General features: G+C 73.2%; 16 protein-coding genes. 10 read left to right on the top strand and 6 right to left on the bottom strand.

Going from position 1 to position 19,526, the window contains the following annotated elements; all coding sequences use genetic code 11:
• Positions 1–17 precede the first annotated feature (17 nt).
• The 5 genes from BJZ21_RS21855 to BJZ21_RS16435 all read left to right on the top strand — a co-directional run bounded on the left by BJZ21_RS21855 (position 18) and on the right by BJZ21_RS16435 (position 6,466).
• Positions 18–2,237 carry an FUSC family protein gene (locus BJZ21_RS21855; RefSeq protein ID WP_179664745.1) on the top strand — a complete coding sequence of 740 codons (2,220 nt, stop codon included), beginning with the start codon at positions 18–20 and terminating at the stop codon, positions 2,235–2,237.
• Positions 2,238–2,397: 160 nt separating this feature from the next.
• Complete coding sequence (locus tag BJZ21_RS16450) at positions 2,398–3,594, top strand: phosphatidylserine decarboxylase (RefSeq protein ID WP_179664744.1); 1,197 nt, start codon at positions 2,398–2,400, stop codon at positions 3,592–3,594.
• Positions 3,595–3,874: 280 nt separating this feature from the next.
• A complete protein-coding gene (locus BJZ21_RS16445) occupies positions 3,875–4,978 on the top strand; it encodes an NERD domain-containing protein (protein WP_218851523.1) in 1,104 nt (367 codons plus the stop codon).
• 173 nt (positions 4,979–5,151) lie between these two features.
• Entirely contained in the window at positions 5,152–5,835 is a 684-nt protein-coding gene (locus BJZ21_RS16440; RefSeq protein ID WP_179664742.1) for a hypothetical protein, read from the top strand.
• Between the two features lie 79 nt (positions 5,836–5,914).
• Positions 5,915–6,466 carry a DUF4234 domain-containing protein gene (locus BJZ21_RS16435; protein WP_179664741.1) on the top strand — a complete coding sequence of 184 codons (552 nt, stop codon included), beginning with the start codon at positions 5,915–5,917 and terminating at the stop codon, positions 6,464–6,466.
• A gap of 62 nt (positions 6,467–6,528) precedes the next feature.
• Here BJZ21_RS16435 and BJZ21_RS16430 read toward each other — a convergent pair whose 3' ends face one another.
• Positions 6,529–7,887 carry an ISL3 family transposase gene (locus BJZ21_RS16430; RefSeq protein WP_218851431.1) on the bottom strand — a complete coding sequence of 453 codons (1,359 nt, stop codon included), beginning with the start codon at positions 7,885–7,887 and terminating at the stop codon, positions 6,529–6,531.
• 291 nt (positions 7,888–8,178) lie between these two features.
• Between BJZ21_RS16430 and BJZ21_RS16425 the strand changes: the two genes are divergently transcribed.
• From BJZ21_RS16425 to BJZ21_RS16415, 3 genes are read left to right on the top strand one after another with little or no spacing between them, the layout of a single operon-like run.
• The gene (locus tag BJZ21_RS16425; RefSeq protein ID WP_179664740.1) at positions 8,179–9,720 is read left to right on the top strand and encodes a diaminopimelate decarboxylase family protein; all 1,542 of its coding nucleotides are present in this window, start codon (positions 8,179–8,181) and stop codon (positions 9,718–9,720) included.
• Entirely contained in the window at positions 9,717–10,109 is a 393-nt protein-coding gene (locus BJZ21_RS16420) for a hypothetical protein (protein ID WP_179664739.1), read from the top strand. The genes BJZ21_RS16425 and BJZ21_RS16420 overlap by 4 nt, the downstream gene beginning before the upstream one ends.
• Positions 10,110–10,131: 22 nt before the next feature.
• Positions 10,132–10,968: an SDR family NAD(P)-dependent oxidoreductase gene (locus BJZ21_RS16415; RefSeq protein ID WP_179664738.1), complete on the top strand. Its 837-nt coding sequence runs from the start codon at positions 10,132–10,134 to the stop codon at positions 10,966–10,968.
• Positions 10,969–11,001: 33 nt separating this feature from the next.
• Here BJZ21_RS16415 and BJZ21_RS16410 read toward each other — a convergent pair whose 3' ends face one another.
• On the bottom strand, positions 11,002–11,637 hold the full coding sequence (locus BJZ21_RS16410; protein WP_179664737.1) for an HhH-GDP family DNA glycosylase: 636 nt from the start codon (positions 11,635–11,637) through the stop codon (positions 11,002–11,004).
• 103 nt (positions 11,638–11,740) lie between these two features.
• On the opposite strand from BJZ21_RS16410, the gene BJZ21_RS16405 reads away from it, so the two are divergent.
• A complete protein-coding gene (locus BJZ21_RS16405; RefSeq protein ID WP_179664736.1) occupies positions 11,741–12,943 on the top strand; it encodes a hypothetical protein in 1,203 nt (400 codons plus the stop codon).
• 17 nt (positions 12,944–12,960) lie between these two features.
• Here BJZ21_RS16405 and BJZ21_RS16400 read toward each other — a convergent pair whose 3' ends face one another.
• Positions 12,961–14,559, bottom strand: a complete 1,599-nt coding sequence (locus BJZ21_RS16400) for an APC family permease (RefSeq protein ID WP_246298516.1) — start codon at positions 14,557–14,559, stop codon at positions 12,961–12,963.
• Between the two features lie 222 nt (positions 14,560–14,781).
• Between BJZ21_RS16400 and BJZ21_RS16395 the strand changes: the two genes are divergently transcribed.
• A complete protein-coding gene (locus BJZ21_RS16395; RefSeq protein WP_179664734.1) occupies positions 14,782–16,224 on the top strand; it encodes an amino acid permease in 1,443 nt (480 codons plus the stop codon).
• A 245-nt stretch (positions 16,225–16,469) separates the two neighbouring features.
• Here BJZ21_RS16395 and BJZ21_RS16390 read toward each other — a convergent pair whose 3' ends face one another.
• The 3 genes from BJZ21_RS16390 to BJZ21_RS16380 all read right to left on the bottom strand — a co-directional run bounded on the left by BJZ21_RS16390 (position 16,470) and on the right by BJZ21_RS16380 (position 19,394).
• Entirely contained in the window at positions 16,470–16,790 is a 321-nt protein-coding gene (locus tag BJZ21_RS16390) for a contact-dependent growth inhibition system immunity protein (RefSeq protein ID WP_179664733.1), read from the bottom strand.
• Positions 16,787–18,202: an RNase A-like domain-containing protein gene (locus BJZ21_RS16385; RefSeq protein ID WP_246299692.1), complete on the bottom strand. Its 1,416-nt coding sequence runs from the start codon at positions 18,200–18,202 to the stop codon at positions 16,787–16,789. The genes BJZ21_RS16390 and BJZ21_RS16385 overlap by 4 nt, the downstream gene beginning before the upstream one ends.
• A gap of 157 nt (positions 18,203–18,359) precedes the next feature.
• Entirely contained in the window at positions 18,360–19,394 is a 1,035-nt protein-coding gene (locus BJZ21_RS16380; RefSeq protein WP_179664731.1) for a hypothetical protein, read from the bottom strand.
• Positions 19,395–19,526 lie beyond the last annotated feature (132 nt).

Genomic DNA, 19,526 nt, shown 5'->3' with positions numbered 1-19,526 from the left:
CTGGGACCATCGGAACCGTGCCCGAGGTCCGTCGAATCCTGTTGGAGACCCGGGACCGGATCGCCGCCTCGGACCCGGGAATGGGCCGGTTCAAGCAGGCGCTGAACGCGACGGCGTCGGTCGGTACGGCGCTGCCGGTGCTGCTGCTGCTCGCGTGGCTGCTCGGGTGGTCGGGACCGGTGGCGTTCGCGACCACGATGTTCGGCGCGGTTGTGGCGATGATGTGCTCCAACGCGCTGGTCGCCAAGCCCCGGGCGGCGGCGGCCCGGACAGCGGCGTACTTCCCGCTCGCTGTGGCCGTCGGGCTGGTGCCGGGCACGCTGTCGGGTGGGCACCAGCTGCTGCAGGTGGTCGGCTTCGCGGCCGCGCTCTTCCTCGCGGTCTGGGTGCGCCGCTTCGGCATCGACTTCTTCTTCTACGGGTTCATGGCCTGGATGGGCTTCTTCTTCGCGACCTTCCTGAAGGCCAGCTGGGGGCTGGTGCCCGAGCTGCTGGTCGCGTCGGTGGTGTCCACGGCGTGGGTGTGGGTGCTGAGCTCGACGGTCTTCCACACCGATCCGCGCCGGGTGCTGCAGTCGACGCTGGGCGCCTGCTTCGCGCGCGGGCGAGCGGTGGCCCGCGAGTGCGTGGACCTGCTCGAGGCCCCCGACCTGGGCTCGCGGGCCCACGGCCGGGCGCTGCGCTCGCTGGCCGGGCAGCAGGCCGCGCTGGCCGAGACCGCGCTGCTGGCCGAGGCGTGGTCCGCCGAGCCGGGCGCGCTGCCGGAGGGCTGGTCGGCGGCCGCGCTGCGCCGCCGCACGCTGGAGATGCAGCAGGCGGTGGAGCGGTTCGCCGGCGCGACCGTGGCGCTGCGCGACGCCTCCGACGAGCTGGTGGCCGAGGCGCGCCGTACGGTCGACCACCTGGCCCGGCGCCGGGACCACGCCGCCGCCGTGGCCAGCGAGCGGCTCGACCGGCTGGCCGACGCCGCGCGGGAGGCCGGCGACGAGGACTGGTGGCCGGCACGGCACCTGGCGTACGGCGTCCGGGAGTTCCTGCGCTTCGACGCCGCCGTCGACCACCCGCCGGAGGTCGACCCGGGCGAGGAGGAGTTCGAGGCCGCCGTGGGACTGGTCTTCGGCAACCTGCCGGGGGCGCCCGCCGTCAGCCGCGACGTGCCGGTGCGTGCGGCCCGCTGGAACCCGATGGGCCGGCTCTCGATGACCACCCGCCAGGCCGTGCAGGTGACGCTCGCCGGGGTGATCGCGATCGGGCTGGGCACGATGCTCTCGCCGACCCGCTACTACTGGGCGGTGATTGCGGCGTTCGTGACGTTCACCGGCACCGGCACCCGCGCCGAGACCATGATCAAGGGCTCGGCCCGGATCGGCGGCACGTTGCTGGGGCTGTTCGCGGCGGTGCTGCTCGCGCACCTGACCGTGGGCAACCAGGTCGCGATCTTCGCCACGATCCTCGGATCGATCTTCATGGCGTTCTACCTGGTGAAGATCTCCTACGCCGCGATGACGTTCTTCATCACGATCCTGCTGGGCCAGCTCTACACGGTGCTCGGCAGCTTCAGCGACCAGCTGCTGGAGCTGCGGCTCGGCGAGACCGCGGTGGGGGCGGTGGTCGGCGTTCTCGTCGCGATGGTGCTGGCGCCGCTGTCCACCCGCGACACCGTGCGCTCGGCGCGGCAGGAGCTGCTGGAGTCGCTGCGCGAGCTGCTCGAGGGCGTGGCGAAGTTCGCCGACGGCGAGCGCGTCGACCTCGACGGGCTGGTCCGGGCGCTCGACGACCGCGCGCGGCGGATCGCGCTGGTCGCCCGGCCGCTGACCCGGCCGCTGGTGCTGGGGCACTCGCCGCGGCGGACCCGCCGGCGACTGGGGCTCTACGTGACCGCGGTGACCCAGTGCCGCGCGCTGGTCGAGGCGGCGCAGCGACGCCCTCTCGAGGACCCCGCCGTCACCGTGGCCGCCGCCCGCGCGCTCGCCGACGCCGTCAGCGCCCTGCTGGCCACCGGCATGGGCGCCGGCGCCCCCGCGGCGGAGCACCCGCTGCGCCGCAGCGACGTCGCGCTCTTCCGCGACCACCGCTCGGCCCGCGACGAGGACCCGGTGATCCGGCACCTGCACCACCTCGGCGCGACGCTGACCGAGATCGCCGAGACCGGGATCGCGCTGCCCGCCCGGGACCGGTCGGCGGGCGACGGGTCGCAGGAGACCGGGCGCCCGGCCGAGGCCGGCCCCGCCCGCTGATCTCCCGGTCGTTGATTGCGCGAGGGCAAGGACGGGTACGCGACAAGGGGGCGGCCGCTCGGGCGCGCTGCCCGACCTATCTGCCCGACCAACCTGATCAACCCGGCTGCCCGTTCCGGAGCGCTCCGGCCGGTGGCCCGATTCCGAGAAGGAGCACGCCTTGCCCGAGGCTCACCAGATCGTGTCCGACCTGCAGAAGCTCGTCGACCGGCGCGGCGACCTTCGACCGCTGCTGGAGAAGTCGCTCGTCCGGGCGCGGGAGCGCGCGGAGACCGAGCTCAACGCCGAGCTGCGCAACACGCTGGACTGGCCGGCCGACCTGCCGGCGTACTACGACTACCTCGAGGGGTTCATCCGCTGGATCCCGCGCCAGACCGACAATCCGGCGTGGAGGGTCTCCTCCCCCGGGGAGCGCTACGCCAAGGAGGTCGCCGACCGGCTCTCGCACTTCTTCTTCCTGATCGACCAGAAGGTCGACGAGGACGAGTCGGCGGTCGCGCAGAACGACGAGGAGTTCCGCGACTGGCTGACCGAGTTCGCCCGGCAGTGGGGCAGCTTCCTCGACACCCCGGAGTCCTTCAGCGAGGAGATCCTCGAGTCGTTCCTGAAGGAGGCGCCGGAGTACACCATCGAGGAGTCGATGATCGACGGCCGCCCGAACATGCCGAGCGGCTGGCTGACCTTCAACCAGTTCTTCGCCCGCGAGCTCAACCCGGGCCTGCGTCCGATCAGCGAGCCGGGCGACAACCGGGTGGTCACCTCGCCGGCCGACTGCAGCTACATCCGCACCTACGACATCGACGCCGAGTCCAACATCCCGGCCACGCGGATCAAGGAGACCCACCGCTACGGCAACATCAAGCAGCTGTTGGAGGGCAGCAAGTACGCCGACGCGTTCGCGAACGGCACCTTCGCCCACTACATGCTGCCGCCCTCGGCGTACCACCGCTACCACGTGCCCGTGGCCGGGGAGATCAAGGAGTCCTTCACCATCCAGGGCCGGGTCTTCATGCAGGTCGACCTCACCGACGGCGAGCTGCAGTCCAAGGACAGCGCCAAGAGCGGCTACGAGTTCTCCCAGACCCGGGGCGTGCTCACGATCGACACCGCGGCCTCCGGGCTGGGCGACCTGGGCATCGTCGCGGTGGTCCCGGTCGGCATGTCGCACGTCGCCTCGGTGAACATGAGCGCGGTGCCCGGGGCGCAGGTGGCCAAGGGCGAGGAGTTCGGCTACTTCCTCTTCGGCGGCTCCGACATCATCGTGCTGTTCCAGGAGGGCGTGGACCCGGAGGTGGACACCAGCGAGGCGTTCCGGCACGTCGGCTCGGTGATCGCGCGGGCGAAGACGCTGTCGTAGCCCGGTCAGCCGCCCGGTCAGGCGGGCAGCGCCGGGGGTGCCGGGCGGTCTGGGGCGGGTTCGCGGGCGCTGTGGAGAGGGGCACGGTTGTGCCCCTCTCCATAGGACGATCGTGGGCATGGTGGCCTACCACCTCGGTCGCCGGAGCCGGCGTCGGCCTCGGCGTCGGCTCAAGTCCGCCGTCGCGCGGGCCGATGGTCCCCTGGACGCGGCAGTACGGCGGCAGTACGACGGGTGGCTCGAACGGGTGGCCTCACGGGTGGCACGACGGGGAGCGGACGTGGCGGGAGAGTCGGCCGACGAGCTGGCGCGGCGGCAGCGCGAGAAGGCCGAGCGGCTGCTGAGGGCTGCGGAGCGCTACGAGCAGGGCGCCCGCGGCGAGCAGGCCACCGGCGCGATCCTCGACCAGCTGTGCGCGGACGGGTGGGCGGTCTTCCACGACGTGCGTTGGCCGGGCCGCCAGCGGGCCAACCTGGACCATGTCGTCGTCGGGCCGCCGGGCGTCTTCGTCGTCGACGCCAAGAACTGGAGCGGCCGGATCGAGCTCGGCGACCAGACCTTCCGCGCCAACGGGCGACGGCAGGACAAGGTCGTCGCCGCCGCGGGCGACGCGGCCCTCGCGGTGGCCGGCCTGCTCGGCCCGGAGGCCTGTGCCGCGACCCGCTCGGTGCTGTGCTTCGTCCGCGACGAGCCGCTCACCGGCTGGTGTCACGAGGTGATGGTCTGCTCGACCGGCAACCTGCGCGAGACGCTGCAGGGCGGCCCGGCGGTGCTCACCGAGGACCAGCAGCGCGCCGCCGCGGTCGAGCTGGACCTGGCCTTCCGGGCCGCGGCCCGGGGTGACCGGCCGGCGCCCGACTCGGGCTCCGGCACCCGGCCCGGCGCCAGGCCCGGACCCAAGCCCGGCCCCGGGCCCGCGGGCTCGCCCGGCCCGCGTTCCGGCCCGCGTTCGGGTCCGCGGGCGGGTGCGCGGGCGGGTGCGCGGTCGCCCGCGCCGGTCCGCCCGATCGGGCCGCGCCGGCCCCGGCGTACCGCGCCGAGGAGGAGGGGCGGCGCCGGCCGCCTCCTCGCACTGGGGCTGGTGCTGGCGCTGACGCTGGTGCTCGGCGCCGGCGCGCTGGCCAGCTCCCTGCCCCGGCTCATCGACCTCCTCGACCCGCCCGTGACCGCGACGCAGGTGCCGCTGGGGCCGACGGTCTACGAGGACTGCGAGGCGCTGCGTGCGGACTACCCCGACGGCGTGGGTACCCGCCGTGCGGTGCGGCACCTGGCCGCCGGGGGACGGGCCCCCGCGGTGCAGCCGGCGGTCTACCGGGCGAACCGGAGGCTGGACCCCGGTGCCGACGGGATCGCCTGCGAGCCGGTCGCCGGCAGCACGCCCTGACCCGCCGCCCGTCCTGACACACCGCTCTGGCCCGCCCGTCCTGATCCGATCGGCGCCGGCCGGCGCGTCGCGGACCTCGGTGCATGTTGCGCCTGCGGCGCCCTTTCCGCGCGGGCCGTTCGTCCTTGATCGTGTCTCGCGGCCGGGCGCATGCTGGTCGCGGAGGTGTGCTCATGGCGAATACCGAGATCCCGGACGGACTTCCGATCCTGTCGCGCGGCAAGCACCGCAATCCGCGCCGGGGCGCCTGCTTCATGGAGCTGGCGTCCGTGCTGGCCAGCGAGAGATGGAGCGATCATCCGGCGTGCACCCATCCGGTGCTGGCCGAGCTGGCCCGGTCGGTCAACGACCACACCAGCGACCGGCATCGCGGCGACCTGCTCCCGCTCGTGCCGTCGGTCATCGGGCTGCGCGGCGGTGGCCTGTCGTGGGTCGTGGACCTGACCGCGGCGGTCGCGCTGCAGGCGCTGCCCGAGGTGTCGGAGTCCTCGATGCGCGCGCTGGTGGCGGGCCTGCTGCGCTGCGACGAGTTCGCGGCCCAGCTGCCGTCCGGCTCGGTGCCGCACGCCGCCGCCGTACGCCGGGCCCTGGACGACCGCCCCCGCGCGGTGACGTGGGCACGGCGGCTGTCCGGCGGCCGACCGATCACCACGACCGCGTTCGAGAAGCGCTCGGCGCCGGGGGTGATGGCGTGTGCGGTCCGCGGGATCGCCACCTCCGCCACCTCGGAGGCCGACTGCGACGCGCAATTGCGCGAGCTCCTCCGGGTGGGCATCGACACCGCCCGCGCGGGCCAGCCCGCGGCGACGCCGGAACGGCTGGGCGGCCCGACCGCGTCGGTCCGCTACCACCGGTAGGACGCCCGCCCGGCTGACACCGGCCGGCTGCCCCCGCCCGGCTGATCCGGATCGCCCGCAGCCCCGAGGAGGAACCACCATGTCCGAAGTCGACGAGCCGCAGCCCGACAAGCCGACCGAGACCGGCTCCGGGTCGCCGCCCGCGGGCGAGGAACCGCCGTCACCCGCCGCCCCGGCGTACGGCTCCCCGACCCCGGCGTACGGCTCTCCGACCCCGGCGTACGGCGCGCCGACCCCGGCGTACGGCGGAGTGCCGCCGACCGCGGCCGGGCCGGGCGGCCAGGTGCGCGAGACCGGGACCTGCATCCTGCTCACAGTCGTCACGCTCGGCTTCTACAGCCTGTACTGGTACTACAAGACCCACGACGAGATGAAGCAGCACACCGGCACCGGACTCGGCGGCCCGGTGGCGCTGCTCCTCGCGATCTTCGTCGGCTTCGTGATGCCGTTCTTCAACTCCCACGAGGTCGGCAGGCTCTACGAGCGCCGGGGCGAGGAACCACCGGTCACCGCGATGACCGGGCTCTGGGCGCTGCTGCTCGGCTGGTTCTTCTTCGTCGGGTCGATCGTGTGGTTCGTGAAGACCAACCGGGCGCTGAACGACTACTGGCTCTCGCTCGGCGCGGAGTGAGCCGGGCCCGGCCAGCGGGGGGTCCTCCCGTTTGAACAAATGTATGTTCAAACGGGCTCTTCTTACTTCAGGTGGGGGTGGCTGAGCCCGCCGCCGATGAGCAGCATGCGTAGGCGGTAGTTCTCGCGGTTGCGGAATCCTCTGGCCACGCGTCGATGGAGCTCGATCAGGCCGTTGATGGCCTCTGTGCCGCCGTTGTTGGATCGGCCGGTCTCGAAGTAGGCCAGGAACGCCTCTTTCCAGCGCTTCAGTGTGCGACCGAGTCGGGCCATCTCGGGGACCGGGCAGGTCGGGAACGAGTCGAGGATCTTGGTCGCGATCTTGCGGCCCTCGGCCGGATCGGGGTGGCGGTAGGCGGTGCGGAGTTGTTGGGCGCACGACCAGGCGATCCAGACCTGCAGGTGCTCATCGGGTCTGGCTGCGATGGCTTTCTCGAATCTGGCCCACTGCTTGTCGGTGAGCTTCTCCGCGCCCGCGCGCAGCAGTTTCTGGATGCCGTAGAGCGGGTCGCCCTTGCGGCCGCGGCGACCCAGGGTCTCTTGCTGGACCCGGCGCCGGCACTCATCGACCGCGGCGGTGCCGAGCTTCACGACATGGAACGCATCAACCACCGCGACGGCGTCCTCGAGCTTGTCGTCGATCGCGGTCTTGTAGCCCTGGAAAGGGTCCAGGGCGGCGACCTTCACGCCGTCGCGGAAGGCGTTGCCGCGTTCTTCGAGCCAGTCGGCGTAGGCCTTGCCGGATCGGCCCGGGACCAGGTCGAGCAGCCGCGCACGCACGCGTCCTTCCTGGTCACGACTCAGGTCGACCATCCCGGTGAGCTCTTTCGGGCCGCGGCCGCCGTCCTTGATCGGTCTGGTCGAGACGTGGTGCCAGATGTGTTCGTCCACGCCCAGGCTGGTGACGTTCTCGAAGCGTGCCGGGTCGACGGCCATGGCCTCGAGCAGCGGCTCGATCGAGCGCCATAGCGTGCGCCAGGTCGTGCCGAGCTGCCGCGCGAGGCCGGCGACCGAGGCGTGCTCGCGGCGGAGCTGGTTGATCGCCCACCAGCACGCACGCACCGTCAGCAACGCCCGCGGGCCCGCCAGATCCTCGCGCTGTTCGGTGAACGACCTGGCCGTGCACTTCTCCTCGCCGCAGCGCCACGTTCGTTTGCGCCAGACCAGCCGGACCGGGCGCCCGAAGCAGGGCACGTCGATCAGGCGCACGTCGCGTCGACCGTGGCTGTGTGCGATCACCCCACACCTACGACAGCCCGTCGGCTCAGGCGGTGTCTCGACAACGACACGGACCGCGCCGGCGTGTTCGCCGACGCCGATGACGTGGAACCCATCGAGGCCGACGAGGAGGTCACACCGGTCGCAGTAGCAGGAGCGTTGAGAACGTGGGCGCGCGCGGTCGCACGCCGTAGGCTCGAGCATCGTCGAGGCCTTTCGGTCGGTCAGCTTGGTCGCTACCGATCCTGGAAGGCCTCGACCCCTGTCTGGGTCAGGCGCTCAGGTCGTGTCGCTCACTGCCCCCACCGCAGGTAAGAAGAGCCTTCAAACGGGAGGACGGGTGGTCGCCCGGGGCTCCTCCCCGGCGGCGCTCCACCAGGGTGCCGCCCCGCAGCGGGGACCCGGGGCGATCCGGGACCACGGTCCCTGGTGGCGGGGGCACGCCCGACGTTCGCTGGACGAGAAGCCCCCACCGTCGAACGAGAGCGTGGCGCCATGCCCAAGCCCAGGAACGCCGTGACCAGGCGGCCCGGCCCCGCCGACACGCTGTCGGTGCGCGACGGCCGGCTGTGGGTCGAGGAACGACCCGCGTCCGACCTCGTCGAGGAGTTCGGGTCACCGCTGTTCGTCTTCTCCGAGGCCCAGCTGCGCGGCAACCTGCACCGTTTCCGCAACGCGTTCGGGGCCGAGTGGCCCGAGGGGCCGGTCGACGTGCTGCCCGCGTTCAAGGCCAACACGCTGCTCGAGCTGCGCCGGATCCTCAGCGAGGAGGGCGCCGGCGCGGACATCTACTCGCCCGAGGAGCTCGCCGGCGTGCTCAGCACCGGCGTGGACCGTGAACGGGTCTCGGTCAACGGCGGCGGCAAGTCGCGCGAGCACCTGCGCACCTGCGTGGCGGCCGGGGTGCGGATCACCGTCGAGGACGTCGACGAGATCGACCTCATCCAGGAGGTGGCCGCCGAGCTCGGCGACGTCGCGAAGGTGCGGCTGCGGTGCAAGGCCGCCGTACCCAACCTGTGGCGCCGCACCGACTTCAGCCAGCTCAGCGTCCCGATCGACCTCGGCGTGCAGGTCTACAAGTCGGGCATCCCGCGGGAGTACCTCGTCGACATGGGCCGTCGGGTGTTCGCGATGTCCAACGTCGAGCTCGTCGGCCTGCACTTCCACGTCGGCCGGCACCACCCGAGCCTGTGGTTCTGGGAGGGGCTGATGACCCGCTACGCCCGCCTCGTCGGCGAGCTCAGCCGCGCCTGGGACGGCTGGCGGCCCGCCGAGCTCGACATCGGCGGCGGCATGCCCAGCCCCCGGGACCCGCACAACGAGGAGATGGCGCGCTCGGAGTTCCTGCTCACCGCCGCGGGCTACCCGCTGATGGTGGGGGCCCGCCGGCTCGGGGAGGAGACCTACCACCGGATGATGGGCCGGCTGGTGCCCGCGCTGACCGGGCACCGCGTGCGCAAGGAGCCGCCCACGATCGAGGAGCTCGCCGCCACCATCACCTCGACGCTGCGCCGGGAGCTCACCCGCGAGGGCCTGGACCTGCAGGGCATGCGGCTGCAGCTCGAGCCCGGCCGCAGCCTCTACGGCGACACCGGCATCCACCTGACCCGCGTGAAGAAGGTGAAGCGGCAGAGCGAGCCGATCCCGTACGCCTGGGTGCTGCTCGACACGACGTACTTCTTCCTCGCCGGCGGCGTGCTCGAGCACAACCGGCACCCGTTCGTGGTCGCCGACGACGTGGACGGGCCCGCGAGCCTGGCCGCGGACCTGGTCGGCCACTCCTGCTTCGCCGACCAGATCGTGCTCGGTGCGCACCTGCCGCCGGTGAGGACCGGGGACGTGATCGCGCTGCTCGAGACCGGTGCCTACCAGGAGAGCTCGGCCTCGAACTTCAACGCGCTGCCGCGGCCGGCCTCGGTGCTGGTCTCGGGCACCCAGGCCCGGATGGTCAAGCGTGCCGAGACCCTCGCCGACGTCTACGCTCGCGACGTGGTCACCGAGGAGGCCCGCGAGCGCGTCGCCGCGCCGGGCCCGTGACCGACGACCCGCTGGTCTGGGTCACCGCGGTCGTCCAGGTCGGCACCGCGGCCGGGATCGGCGCCTTCTGGGCGACCTGGTTCCGCCAGCCGCACGCCGAGCCCTGGCAGCCGGTCGGCTACGTCGAGCACGAGCGGGTCTTCGTCTTCCCCGACAGCCTGTGCGCGACGGTGCTGGTCGTCTCGGCGGTGCTGGCCGTCCTCGACGAGCCGTGGGGCCCGACGCTGGGCCTCGTCGCCGCGGGGATGCTCACGTTCCTCGGCGTGATCGACGCCGCCTACTACGCCCAGCACGGCCTGTATGCCCGCGAGCGGGACGGACTGCTCAACGCCGCGATCGTGGTGGCCGTGCTGGTCGTCGCGGCCCTGCTGGTCCTCACCTACCACTGACCGGCAGTCCCAGGAGGTCGCCATGCGCCATCAGTCCCACGGGTACGACGGGTCGCGGGAGCTCGACCCGTTCTTCGCCCAGCACGCGATCGTCACCGGCGGGTCGAGCGGGATCGGCCTGGCGCTGGTGCGGCTGCTGGTCGAGGCCGGCGCCCGGGTCACGGTGCTCGCGCTCGACGACGCGGACCTGGTCGCGCTCACGGCCCCGCCGTACGACGGGGCGGTGCTGGCGGTGCCCACCGACGTCGCCTGGCGCGACGAGGCCTTCGCCGGCGTGGCCCGGGCGGAGGCCGCGCACGGACCCGCCGACCTGGTGGTGACCTGTGCCGGGGTGGTGCGGCCCGGCTACTTCACCGAGCTCGACCCCGCCGAGCACGAGCGCGAGATGCAGGTGAACTACTTCGGCACGCTGTGGACGCTCCGGGCCGCCGCACCGGCGATGATGGCCCGGCGGCGCGGCGCGATGATGGCGATCTCGTCGTTCGCGGGGCTCGTGGGTCCGTTCGGCTACACGGCGTACTCGCCCTCGAAGTTCGCGGTCCGCGGCCTGTGCGAGTGCCTGCGGGCCGAACTCAAGCCGCACGGGGTGCACGTCGGCTGCGTCTTCCCGCCCGACACCGACACCCCGATGCTGGCCGCCGAGGTGCCGCTGAAACCGACCGAGGCGCAGGCCTCGAGCATGCTGCCGGTGCTGTCGGCCGAACAGGTGGCCCGGGCGGTGCTGCGCGGGGCTCGGCGGCGCACCGCGCGGGTGCACCCCGGCCGGCGCACGCCGGCGTACGCCCGGGCGGTCACCGCGCTGCCCGGTGTCACCGGCCTCGTGATGGACCGCGACGTCGCGCGCTCGGCGCGGCACTGACCCCCGGGGCCGGCCCGGGGCGGCCCCGGCGCCTCATCGTCCGCGGACGTCCTCGACGACCGTCTTGTCCCGCGCGGCGCGGACGCAGGCGGCGACCAGCCGCGGGAGGTCCTCGGGTGAGACGAGCCGGGCCAGCCGCTCCGGTGCGGTCGGCAGGCCCAGCCGGTCGGCACCCCGGGCGGCGAGCTCGTCGACGTACGGCGCCAGGTCGGTCCAGGTGCCCTGCACCTCCCGGCAGAAGATCGCGGCGCCGGCCGGGCCGATGCCCTTGAACTGCTGGAGGTCACGATGGAGGTCGTCGGTCCGCTCGTGCAGCCGGCGCAGGTCGCCGGCGTACTCGGCGAGCACCCGAACGGCGAGCTCGCCGAGCTGGGTGGCGGTGCGGAAGTCGTAGCGCCGGTAGCCGCCCCGGCCCAGCGCGTCGACCCGCCCCTGCCAGGACAGGTCCCGGGTGCCGCGCGGCGTGCCGCACCCGGCCGCGAACAGCTCCCGCGCCGAGGCGACCGCCACCGAGGAACGGATCCGCGCCGACAGCAGCAGGCTGAGCACCAGCAGCTGCCACAGCGGCGCCGGCTCGTCGGCGAGGCGGATGCCGGCGTCCGCCGCGTACGTCGTGCCGTGCCGCTCCAGCAGCGCGCTCACCAGGTCCTGGGTCTCGTCGGTGGCCATGCCGCACCGGTACCCGCCGGGCCCGGCGCCACGCGGCCGGCGGTTGTCCACAGGTCGCGAAGTCGGTCTGGCGGAGCGCGCCGCGGCGGCGTTGGCTGGGGGCATGCCAAAGTCACGGGGACGCAAGCCACACAACCGGTCGCGCAAGCAGCAGCGGCGGCCGGCACCACGCCGTACGCCGGGCCGCGGCGGGCTGGACCCGATCGCGATCCGCGCCGAGTCCGAGGACTTCCTGCCGCTGATGCGGGCCAGCGACGCGGCCGAGGCCCGCGGTGATGCGGCCGGGGCGCTGGACGTGATCGGGCGGCGGCCCTACGGGCACGACGGCAAGCCGTTCTGGCGGCCCTGGCGGGTGACCCGGCTGTGGCAGCTGGCCAGGCTCGGCTCCGTGCTGCCGCGGTGGGCGACCTCGCGCTGGATCCTCGCCCAGGCCGCACAGGGGCTGGGACCCACGGACCGGCTGCGCCATCAGCGGGCGCTGCAGGTCGCGCTGCAGGTCCGCGGGGCACCCGGTGGCGATCTGCGCGAGCTCGGGATGACCGCGGTGGACGTGATGGACCACGACTGGGTCCACCGCCAGCTGGTGCTCTACGAGCTCGGCGGGCTCGACTCGTTCCTGCGCCGGGAGGCGAGCCCCGCCCTGCTCGCCGGCGCGGACCGGATCGAGCAGTGGGCGCGGACCCCGATGGGTGGCTACCGGCTGCTCGCCGAGGATCCGCTGCTGCTGCGCTGGGCGGTGCTCGGCACCGGGGAGACCGTCGAGACCCCGAACCTGGGCGCCGCCAGCCTGCTCGGGCCCGGGGACTGCGCGCTCGGCCGGCTGGTGCCGATCGAGGAGGGCGCGATGTTCGAGGCGGCCCCGCTGTTCGTGCCGGAGCACACCGCGATGCGGGTCGCCGGCGACCCCGACGGGTGGATCCAGGCGGTCGCCGAGGCCTGCCAGGACGACTCGGCCGCGCCGGAGCAGCAGTGCAGCACCGGCGGCCACGACTTCGAGCTGCTCACCGACGTGCCGCTGGTGGTGCAGCTGCTGGCCCACCACGACGTGGGTGCGTCCGGCCTGTGGACCGAGGACTGCGTCTGCCTGGTGCTCGCCGCGCTCTCCGGACACTTCGAGCACCGCCCGGACGCGCCGCCCTGGCCGTCCGTCGCGGCCGCGCTGCTGCAACCCCACGTCGCCGACCGGCTGGCGCTGCTCCTGGGGGAGGAGGACCGGGACGCCCTCCGCCACCTGGCCGACACCATCGCCGGTCCCGCGGCCGCCCTCTGCCGGGAGCTGGTGCCCGACCTCGGCGAGGCAGCGTGACACCAGCCGGTCCGCCGTCAGTCGTGGCGCTCGGCGCCGGTGGCCTCCGCCTCGTCGTGCAGGTGCCTGGCCAGCGCCCGATCCGGTCGGCCGATCGCGAAGAACAGCACGCCCACGACCGCGACGACGACCATCACCAGCAGGGTGATCCAGTCGAGGTTGAAGTAGCCGCGCGGGCTGGTCAGGCCGGTGGGGGCGACGACGTTGAGCAGCATCAGGGCGAGGTAGACCCCGGCGAGCACGTAGACCGCCCACGCCCACCGGCCCAGCCGGAAGCGGCCCTCGGGGACCCAGCCGCGGGCCCGCGCGATGATCACGCCGATCACCGTGAGCAGGAACGAGAGGTAGATGCCGCTGACGCCGAACGACACCAGCGAGACCAGCGCGTTGATGTTCGCCGGGTAGGTGATGAAGCCGAGGTGGACGTCCTTCGACGGCGAGTAGAAGACCAGCAGCATGAACAGCACGGTGATCACCGCGCCGCCGAGCAGCGCGTTGGTCGGGGTCTTGAAGCGCGGGTTCACCGCGGCCAGCCACCGCGAGGCGGGCAGCGCGCCGTCCCGAGCGAACGAGAAAGCCAGCCGGCTGCCGGCGCCCTGCACCGAGGTGCCGCAGGAGAAGAACGCGAAGATCACGATCAGCAGCAGGAAGTCCTGCAGGCCGCTGGGCAGCTCGCCGAGGATGAACGGCACCCCGCCCCCGTTCACGGTCCGGCCCACCGGGTCCGAGCCGGACGGCATCGCCAGCAGCAGCGAGGCGGTCAGCACGAACGACGCCACGCCGCCCCAGACCAGCGCCCGGCGCATCGACTTCGGCACCTCCACGCCCGCGTCCTTGGTCTCCTCGGAGATGTCCCCGGCGGACTCGAAGCCGTAGAAGATGTAGACGGGGGCGAGCACCGCGATCAGCGCCGCCCCGGTCCACCAGTTCCCGCCGAAGTCCAGCCCCAACGGGTTGCTGCCGACGTGCTGCACGTCCTGGGTGGAGAACAGGAAGCCCAGCCCGTGGTGGAAGCCGTCGATCGCGAGGATGATCGCGATGCCGAGGGTGCCCACGATCTCGACGTACACGCCGAACTGCGCGACCCGTCCCATCACCCGCGCGCCGGTGATGTTCAAGACGGTCTGGATGATCAGCAGCCCGCCGCTGACGGCCAGGATCGTGGCGTGGCTGGTCGGGTCCCAGTTGGTGCCGAACCAGTTGTGGCTGAGCGCGGTGACGTAGCCGACGACCCCGGTGTCGACCGAGGCGACGGTGATCAGCAGCGCCATCCCGTAGAACCAGCCCACGAACCAGCCGTAGGACGGGCCGACGGAGAACTTGGAGTACTGGTAGAGCGCCCCGGCCACGGGGTAGTGGCTGGCCAGCTCGCCGAAGACGAGCGCGACGAAGAGCATCCCGATGACCGGCAGCCAGGTCAGCCAGACGTACGCCGGGCCGCCGGTGGCCACGCCGAGCACGAACAGCGAGTAGATGCCCACCATCGGCGAGAGGTAGGTGAACGCGACCGAGAAGTTGGCGAACGACCCCAGGACCCGGTTCAGCTGGGGGCGGTAGCCGAGGCTGGCCAGACGCGCGTCGTCGGTCAGGCCCTCGAGCGGGGCGGGCTCGGTCATGGCGGCCTCCATGGGTTGTGGCCATGGTCGGTCCGCGCGGGACGTCCCTCCATCCCCAATGAGGGTCAAGTGCCTCGGGGCCCGCGGCGGCCCCTCGAGCCGATCGAGGTCCGGCGGCCACGACCTGCGGGACGTCCGCCTCTTGACCCGAGCGGTTGACGGAGAACGGCGCCAGGTAGGAGGTTTCTGTGGTGGGGGCTCGGCCACGGAGAGGGAGACGAGATGACCGACCAGACATCGGCCGGAGGGCGGCGGGTGGCGGCCCAGACCGGGATCTTCAGGCGCAAGCCGATCGAGGACGACGGCTCCGAGAGCGGGCTGGAACGCAGCATCGGGCTGTGGCAGCTGACCGCGATCGGCCTCGGCGCGATCATCGGCGCCGGCATCTTCGCGCTGGCCGGACCGGTCGCGAAGGTCGACGCGGGGCCGGCGGTCTCGGTGTCGTTCATCATCGCCGGGATCGCGAGCGCGTGCGCGGCGCTGTCGTACGCCGAGTTCGGCGGGCTGATCCCGCGCGCGGGCTCGGCGTACACCTACGGCTATGCGGTGCTCGGCGAGTCCGTCGGTTGGTTCATCGGCTGGGACCTGCTGCTGGAGTACACCGCGATCGTCGCCGTCGTGGCGATCGGCGTCTCGCAGTACATCACCTTCCTGCTCGACGCGTTCGGGCTCGACCTGCCCGCGTGGATGCTCGGCGCCCCCGGCACCGGCGACGGGCACTTCGTCGACCTGTTCGCGGTCCTGCTCTGCCTCGGTGTCGCGTGGCTGCTCAACCGCGGCATCAAGACCTCGGCCAAGGTGGAGACCTGGCTGGTGTTCGTGAAGATCGCGATCGTGCTCGCGGTGATCGTGGTGGGCGCGTTCTACGTCAAGAGCGACAACCTCACGCCGTACTTCCCCTACGGGCTCTCGGGCGCGGCGACCGGGGCGGCGACCGTGTTCTTCGCGGTCTTCGGGTACGACGCGATGAGCACCGCCGCGGAGGAGTCCAAGGACGCCGAGCGCAACCTGCCCAAGGCGATCGTGCTCTCGCTGGCGATCGCGATGGTGCTCTACCTGCTGGCCGCCACGGTGCTGACCGGCATGCAGAACTACACGGACCTCGCCGACGCCGCCGCGTTCGGTGTCGCGTTCGAGTCGGTGGGGCTCTCGAGCTTCGCCAAGGTCGTGGCGTTCGGCGCGATCATCGGCATCTTCACGGTGCTGTTCTCGTTCACGCTGGGCGCCTCGCGGGTCTGGTACGCGATCGCGCGCGACGGGCTGCTGCCCTCGTGGTTCGCCAAGACCAATGAGCACCACTCGCCCTCGCGGCCGGTGTGGATCGTCGGCATCGTCTCGGCCGGCATCGCCGGCTTCACGCCGATCGTCGACGCCGCGGAGCTGACCAACATCGGCATCCTGCTGGCGTTCATCGTCGTCTCGGTCGCGGTGATCGTGCTCCGCTACCGCTCGCCGGACCTGCCGCGGACCTTCCGGGCGCCGCTGATGCCGTTCACCCCGCTCCTCGGCATCGCGTTCTCGGTCTGGCTGATCACCCAACTGCAGCCGGCCACCTGGATCCGGTTCGCGGTGTGGTTCGTGATCGGGGTCGTCATCTACGCCTCCTACGGCTACCGGCACAGCCTGCTGGGGCGCGGGCGGGTGGTGCAGACCAAGGACACCTGAGGTCGGTTGACCGGGGCGGCCGGCGGGGCCGGTCGGCCCGGCCGGCGCCGGCCGGCCGGATCCCGGAGGAGACCTTGGGTCACCACGTGGCTCACCCTCTCCTCTGGGATCTGGACAGCAGGCCAGCGGGGGTCGGGGCAGTTTCGGTCGGGGTGATGGCCGGTGGGCTGGTGGACCATCTCGGAAGATCTGCCGCATCTGGTGCGGCAGATCTTCCGAGCTGACCGGACCGGCCGGGCCGCCGGTCAGCGGTGGTCGGGGAGGCGGGCGTGGACTCGGTCGGCGACCTCCAGCAGCCACTGGCGGGAGCCGCCGTCGTGATCCTCGAAGCGGTACATGCAGCCCAGCGAGTCCAGGTAGTGCTCGAGTTGCTCGTCCGTGGAGTAGAGAGACAGCAGCTCCGGGATCTCGGCAAGGACGCGGGCTGCGTTGCGTGGGTCGTCATCGACGAAGGCATCGACCGTCTCCCACATGCCGCCGTAGACCTCGTCGAAGTCCTGGTGGAAGTAGGCCTTCATGAGGGTGTCGACGGCCGGTCTCTTCACGTTGCCTCCAGGGATGCTCATGGGGTCGGGTACGCGGTCAGGATGTGAAAGCCCTCGGGCATCGTCGCATCGCGGATGAGCACGACACGCAGCCCGTGGGCATCGGTGACGAGTCCGTCTGGACGAGCGCACCTTCCGATCAGTCCTGCCGTCACGGCGTCCACCTCGTGTGGCGCCCCGCTGCCACTGGCGAGCCATGCCTCGATCCCCGCACGGTCACGGTCCAGGGCCCGTGCGATCGCCGCCTCAGCGGCCTCCTCGTCGGTGAAGGAGGAGGCGACTCGGGGCCCGGACGTCTGCTGCGTGCGCTGGATAAGTTCTTCATCCGTCTTGCCGACATGCCTCGCGATCGTGTGGCCGGGGGGCCGCTCGTGGAGCTTGAGCCACCCTCGGATCCGCCCCTGCGTCCAGGCCAGCCGCAGCTCACCTCGTTCGCCCTGGGCGAGCGACCGGGCCACGGCGGCGTCCTTGAACCGGACCAGGTTCAGTCGCGTGGAGCTGAGCGCGTCCCGCGCGGCGCGGACGGTGGCGGCGCAGCCCTCGGCCAGCACGCGGAGGGCCTCGAGCAGCGCCGCGAACCGGGGTGACTCCGCGGCCACCCGGGCGGCGACCGCGGCCAGGCCGGCGGCGGTGCCGGCGCCCCCGGTGAGCGCGCCGATCGCCACGCTGATCACGACGCCCTCGACCACCTGCTCCAGCACCCAGCCCGCCAGGTCGAGGATCTCGGCGTGCTTGGCCTCCACGGCGTCGGCGTAGGAGTCGCAGGCGGACCCGAGCGCGGCGAGCGAGGCGGCGACCGCTCCGGTCCGCGCCCGCAGCGCCCCCGTAGCCTCCACGGCTCGCGGGACCTCCGGGGAGCGCTCGAGCCAGAAGCCGCGCACCGCGCTGTCGCAGCACCCCTCGACGTCGGCGAGCGCATCGGCGGCGGCCCGCCACGCCGACGCCGCCCTGCGGAGCCGGCCCACGTCGGCGCCCGGCCACACGAACCCCTCGAGATGGGCCAGGATCCAGCCGACCTGGCTCGGCAGGTTCGGCGGCGTGGCGCCCCGGGAGGTGGTCGGCGTCCAGGGCAGCACCGTCACGTAGCCGGAGTCCTCCCCGGCGTCCGGCAGCCCGCCCCCGGCGTACACGATCGCGCCGCCGACGACCGCGCGGCTGTTGGCGCGGGTGTGGTTGTCCAGGGTGGCGCGGGTGAGGTGGCCCAGGCTCGTGCACGCGTCGGTCAGGTCGGCCAGCGAGGCGACGGCCTCGGCGGCGGCCGCGTCGTAGGCAGCGGCGAAGGCGGCCGAGGTGGTGTCGTCCCCGGCCATGCCTCCACAGGACGCCAGGACTCCGCGCAGGCGGGTGGCGGCCAGCGCGGTGAGCTGGTTGGCCTCGGCGAAGGCGGTGGCGGCGGTCCGGTAGCCGCCGCCGTCGATCTGCAGCACCACCATCTGCACGACCCCCGCGTCCGCCTCGGCACCAGTACGCCGCCCACGATGCCGCCGGCCGGGCCCGGGTGGGGGGCCGGAACCATATCTGTGGATAACCCCGCGCCCGGCCCGCCCACGAGCGGCCCGCCCCAGCCCGCCCCAGCCCGCCCCAGCCCGCTCAGCCGGCCTCGGGCGGCTCGGGCGGCTCGGCGGCGTCCGGCCGCGCCGGCACCGGACCCGACGAGCCGCCCCGCAGCAGGGTGAGCCTCGGCCGCGCGGGCAGCCGGCCCTCCCAGCCCTCGGGGTCCTCGGCGCACGGGGTGCGCCAGGCCAGGTGGCCGAGCAGCGCGATGACGAACTGGTCGAGGGCCATGCCATGACGCCGTGCCCGCCGGTCGAGCTCGGCGTGCAGCGCCGCGGGCATGCCCTCGAGGCAGAGCTCCACCCCAGCCTCCTCCCGGGCCCCCGCCAGCTCGCGCCAGAGGTCGGCCGGGCGGACCGCGACCGGGTCGTGCAGGATCTCGTCGAGCGGCGCGTGCGGCGTCGACAGGAGGCCGGGATCCTCGAGACGGGCCCGGGCCAGGCAGCGCACGACCAGGGCCTCGAGCTGCTCCGGGTCGTCCTCGCCAGACCCGTAGTCGCGAGCGAACCGCTGGGCCAACCGCTGGACCAACCGCTGGGCCATCAGGGTGCGGACGTGCAGCTCCTCCCGCGGCCCGGCCAGGTGCGCGGGGTCGACGAGCGAGACCGACAGCCGGCCGTCGCGCCAGCGCAGGCCCACCAGGTCGCCGCGCCGGGCCGCGGGCAGCCAGCCGGCGGGACCCACGAGCACCGGCGCCCCCGAGGCGGAGATCCGCGCCTCGCCGCCCGACGCCAGCGGCAGGGGGTGCAGGCGGGCGAGGCTGAGGAACGGTTGCGCGCCGCGGCCGAGCCACAGGTCGGTGCGCCCGCCCAGCGCGCCGCGCACCCGGTGGGTCAGCACGATGCCGTCCAGCACGTGCGCGAGGTGGTCCACGCGCCCGTCGGGCCGCCGCACCAGCGTGGCCGCCGCGTCGGCGGCCAGTTCGACGCCCTCGGCCGTGACCCGGGCGTCCCGCAGCCGCCGCCGGACGCGGGCGGCCAGCGTGGCCGGGTCCTGGGGGCCGTGGTCGGAGATCAGGTCGGCGAGCACCTCGTGCAGCTCGACGTGCCCGCGGACGGCGGGTGCGGTCATGGCGTGTCCTCCGCGTTCGGTGGCGGGTCCGGGACCGCGATCATGACCCGGCCGACGGGGCTCCGCGCGGGGCTCTCCACAGCGGCCGCCGCACGGCCCAAAGGGCGTGCACACGCCGGTCTCCCGCAACCT

The organism is Nocardioides panaciterrulae (assembly GCF_013409645.1).
GTDB classification, from domain to species: domain Bacteria; phylum Actinomycetota; class Actinomycetes; order Propionibacteriales; family Nocardioidaceae; genus Nocardioides; species Nocardioides panaciterrulae.
This window is presented reverse-complemented; position numbering and strand designations above follow the sequence as displayed.

What these genes read in the sequence shown, in the direction of transcription:
- BJZ21_RS16440 (WP_179664742.1), top strand. Translation starts at nt 5,152, where the DNA reads ATGGCGAATACCGAGATCCCGGACGGACTTCCGATCCTGTCGCGCGGC.
- BJZ21_RS16435 (WP_179664741.1), top strand. Translation starts at nt 5,915, where the DNA reads ATGTCCGAAGTCGACGAGCCGCAGCCCGACAAGCCGACCGAGACCGGC.
- BJZ21_RS16430 (WP_218851431.1), bottom strand. Translation starts at nt 7,887, where the DNA reads ATGCTCGAGCCTACGGCGTGCGACCGCGCGCGCCCACGTTCTCAACGC.
- BJZ21_RS16425 (WP_179664740.1), top strand. Translation starts at nt 8,179, where the DNA reads ATGCCCAAGCCCAGGAACGCCGTGACCAGGCGGCCCGGCCCCGCCGAC.
- BJZ21_RS16415 (WP_179664738.1), top strand. Translation starts at nt 10,132, where the DNA reads ATGCGCCATCAGTCCCACGGGTACGACGGGTCGCGGGAGCTCGACCCG.
- BJZ21_RS16410 (WP_179664737.1), bottom strand. Translation starts at nt 11,637, where the DNA reads ATGGCCACCGACGAGACCCAGGACCTGGTGAGCGCGCTGCTGGAGCGG.
- BJZ21_RS16405 (WP_179664736.1), top strand. Translation starts at nt 11,741, where the DNA reads ATGCCAAAGTCACGGGGACGCAAGCCACACAACCGGTCGCGCAAGCAG.
- BJZ21_RS16400 (WP_246298516.1), bottom strand. Translation starts at nt 14,559, where the DNA reads ATGACCGAGCCCGCCCCGCTCGAGGGCCTGACCGACGACGCGCGTCTG.
- BJZ21_RS16395 (WP_179664734.1), top strand. Translation starts at nt 14,782, where the DNA reads ATGACCGACCAGACATCGGCCGGAGGGCGGCGGGTGGCGGCCCAGACC.
- BJZ21_RS16390 (WP_179664733.1), bottom strand. Translation starts at nt 16,790, where the DNA reads ATGAGCATCCCTGGAGGCAACGTGAAGAGACCGGCCGTCGACACCCTC.
- BJZ21_RS16385 (WP_246299692.1), bottom strand. Translation starts at nt 18,202, where the DNA reads ATGGTGGTGCTGCAGATCGACGGCGGCGGCTACCGGACCGCCGCCACC.
- BJZ21_RS16380 (WP_179664731.1), bottom strand. Translation starts at nt 19,394, where the DNA reads ATGACCGCACCCGCCGTCCGCGGGCACGTCGAGCTGCACGAGGTGCTC.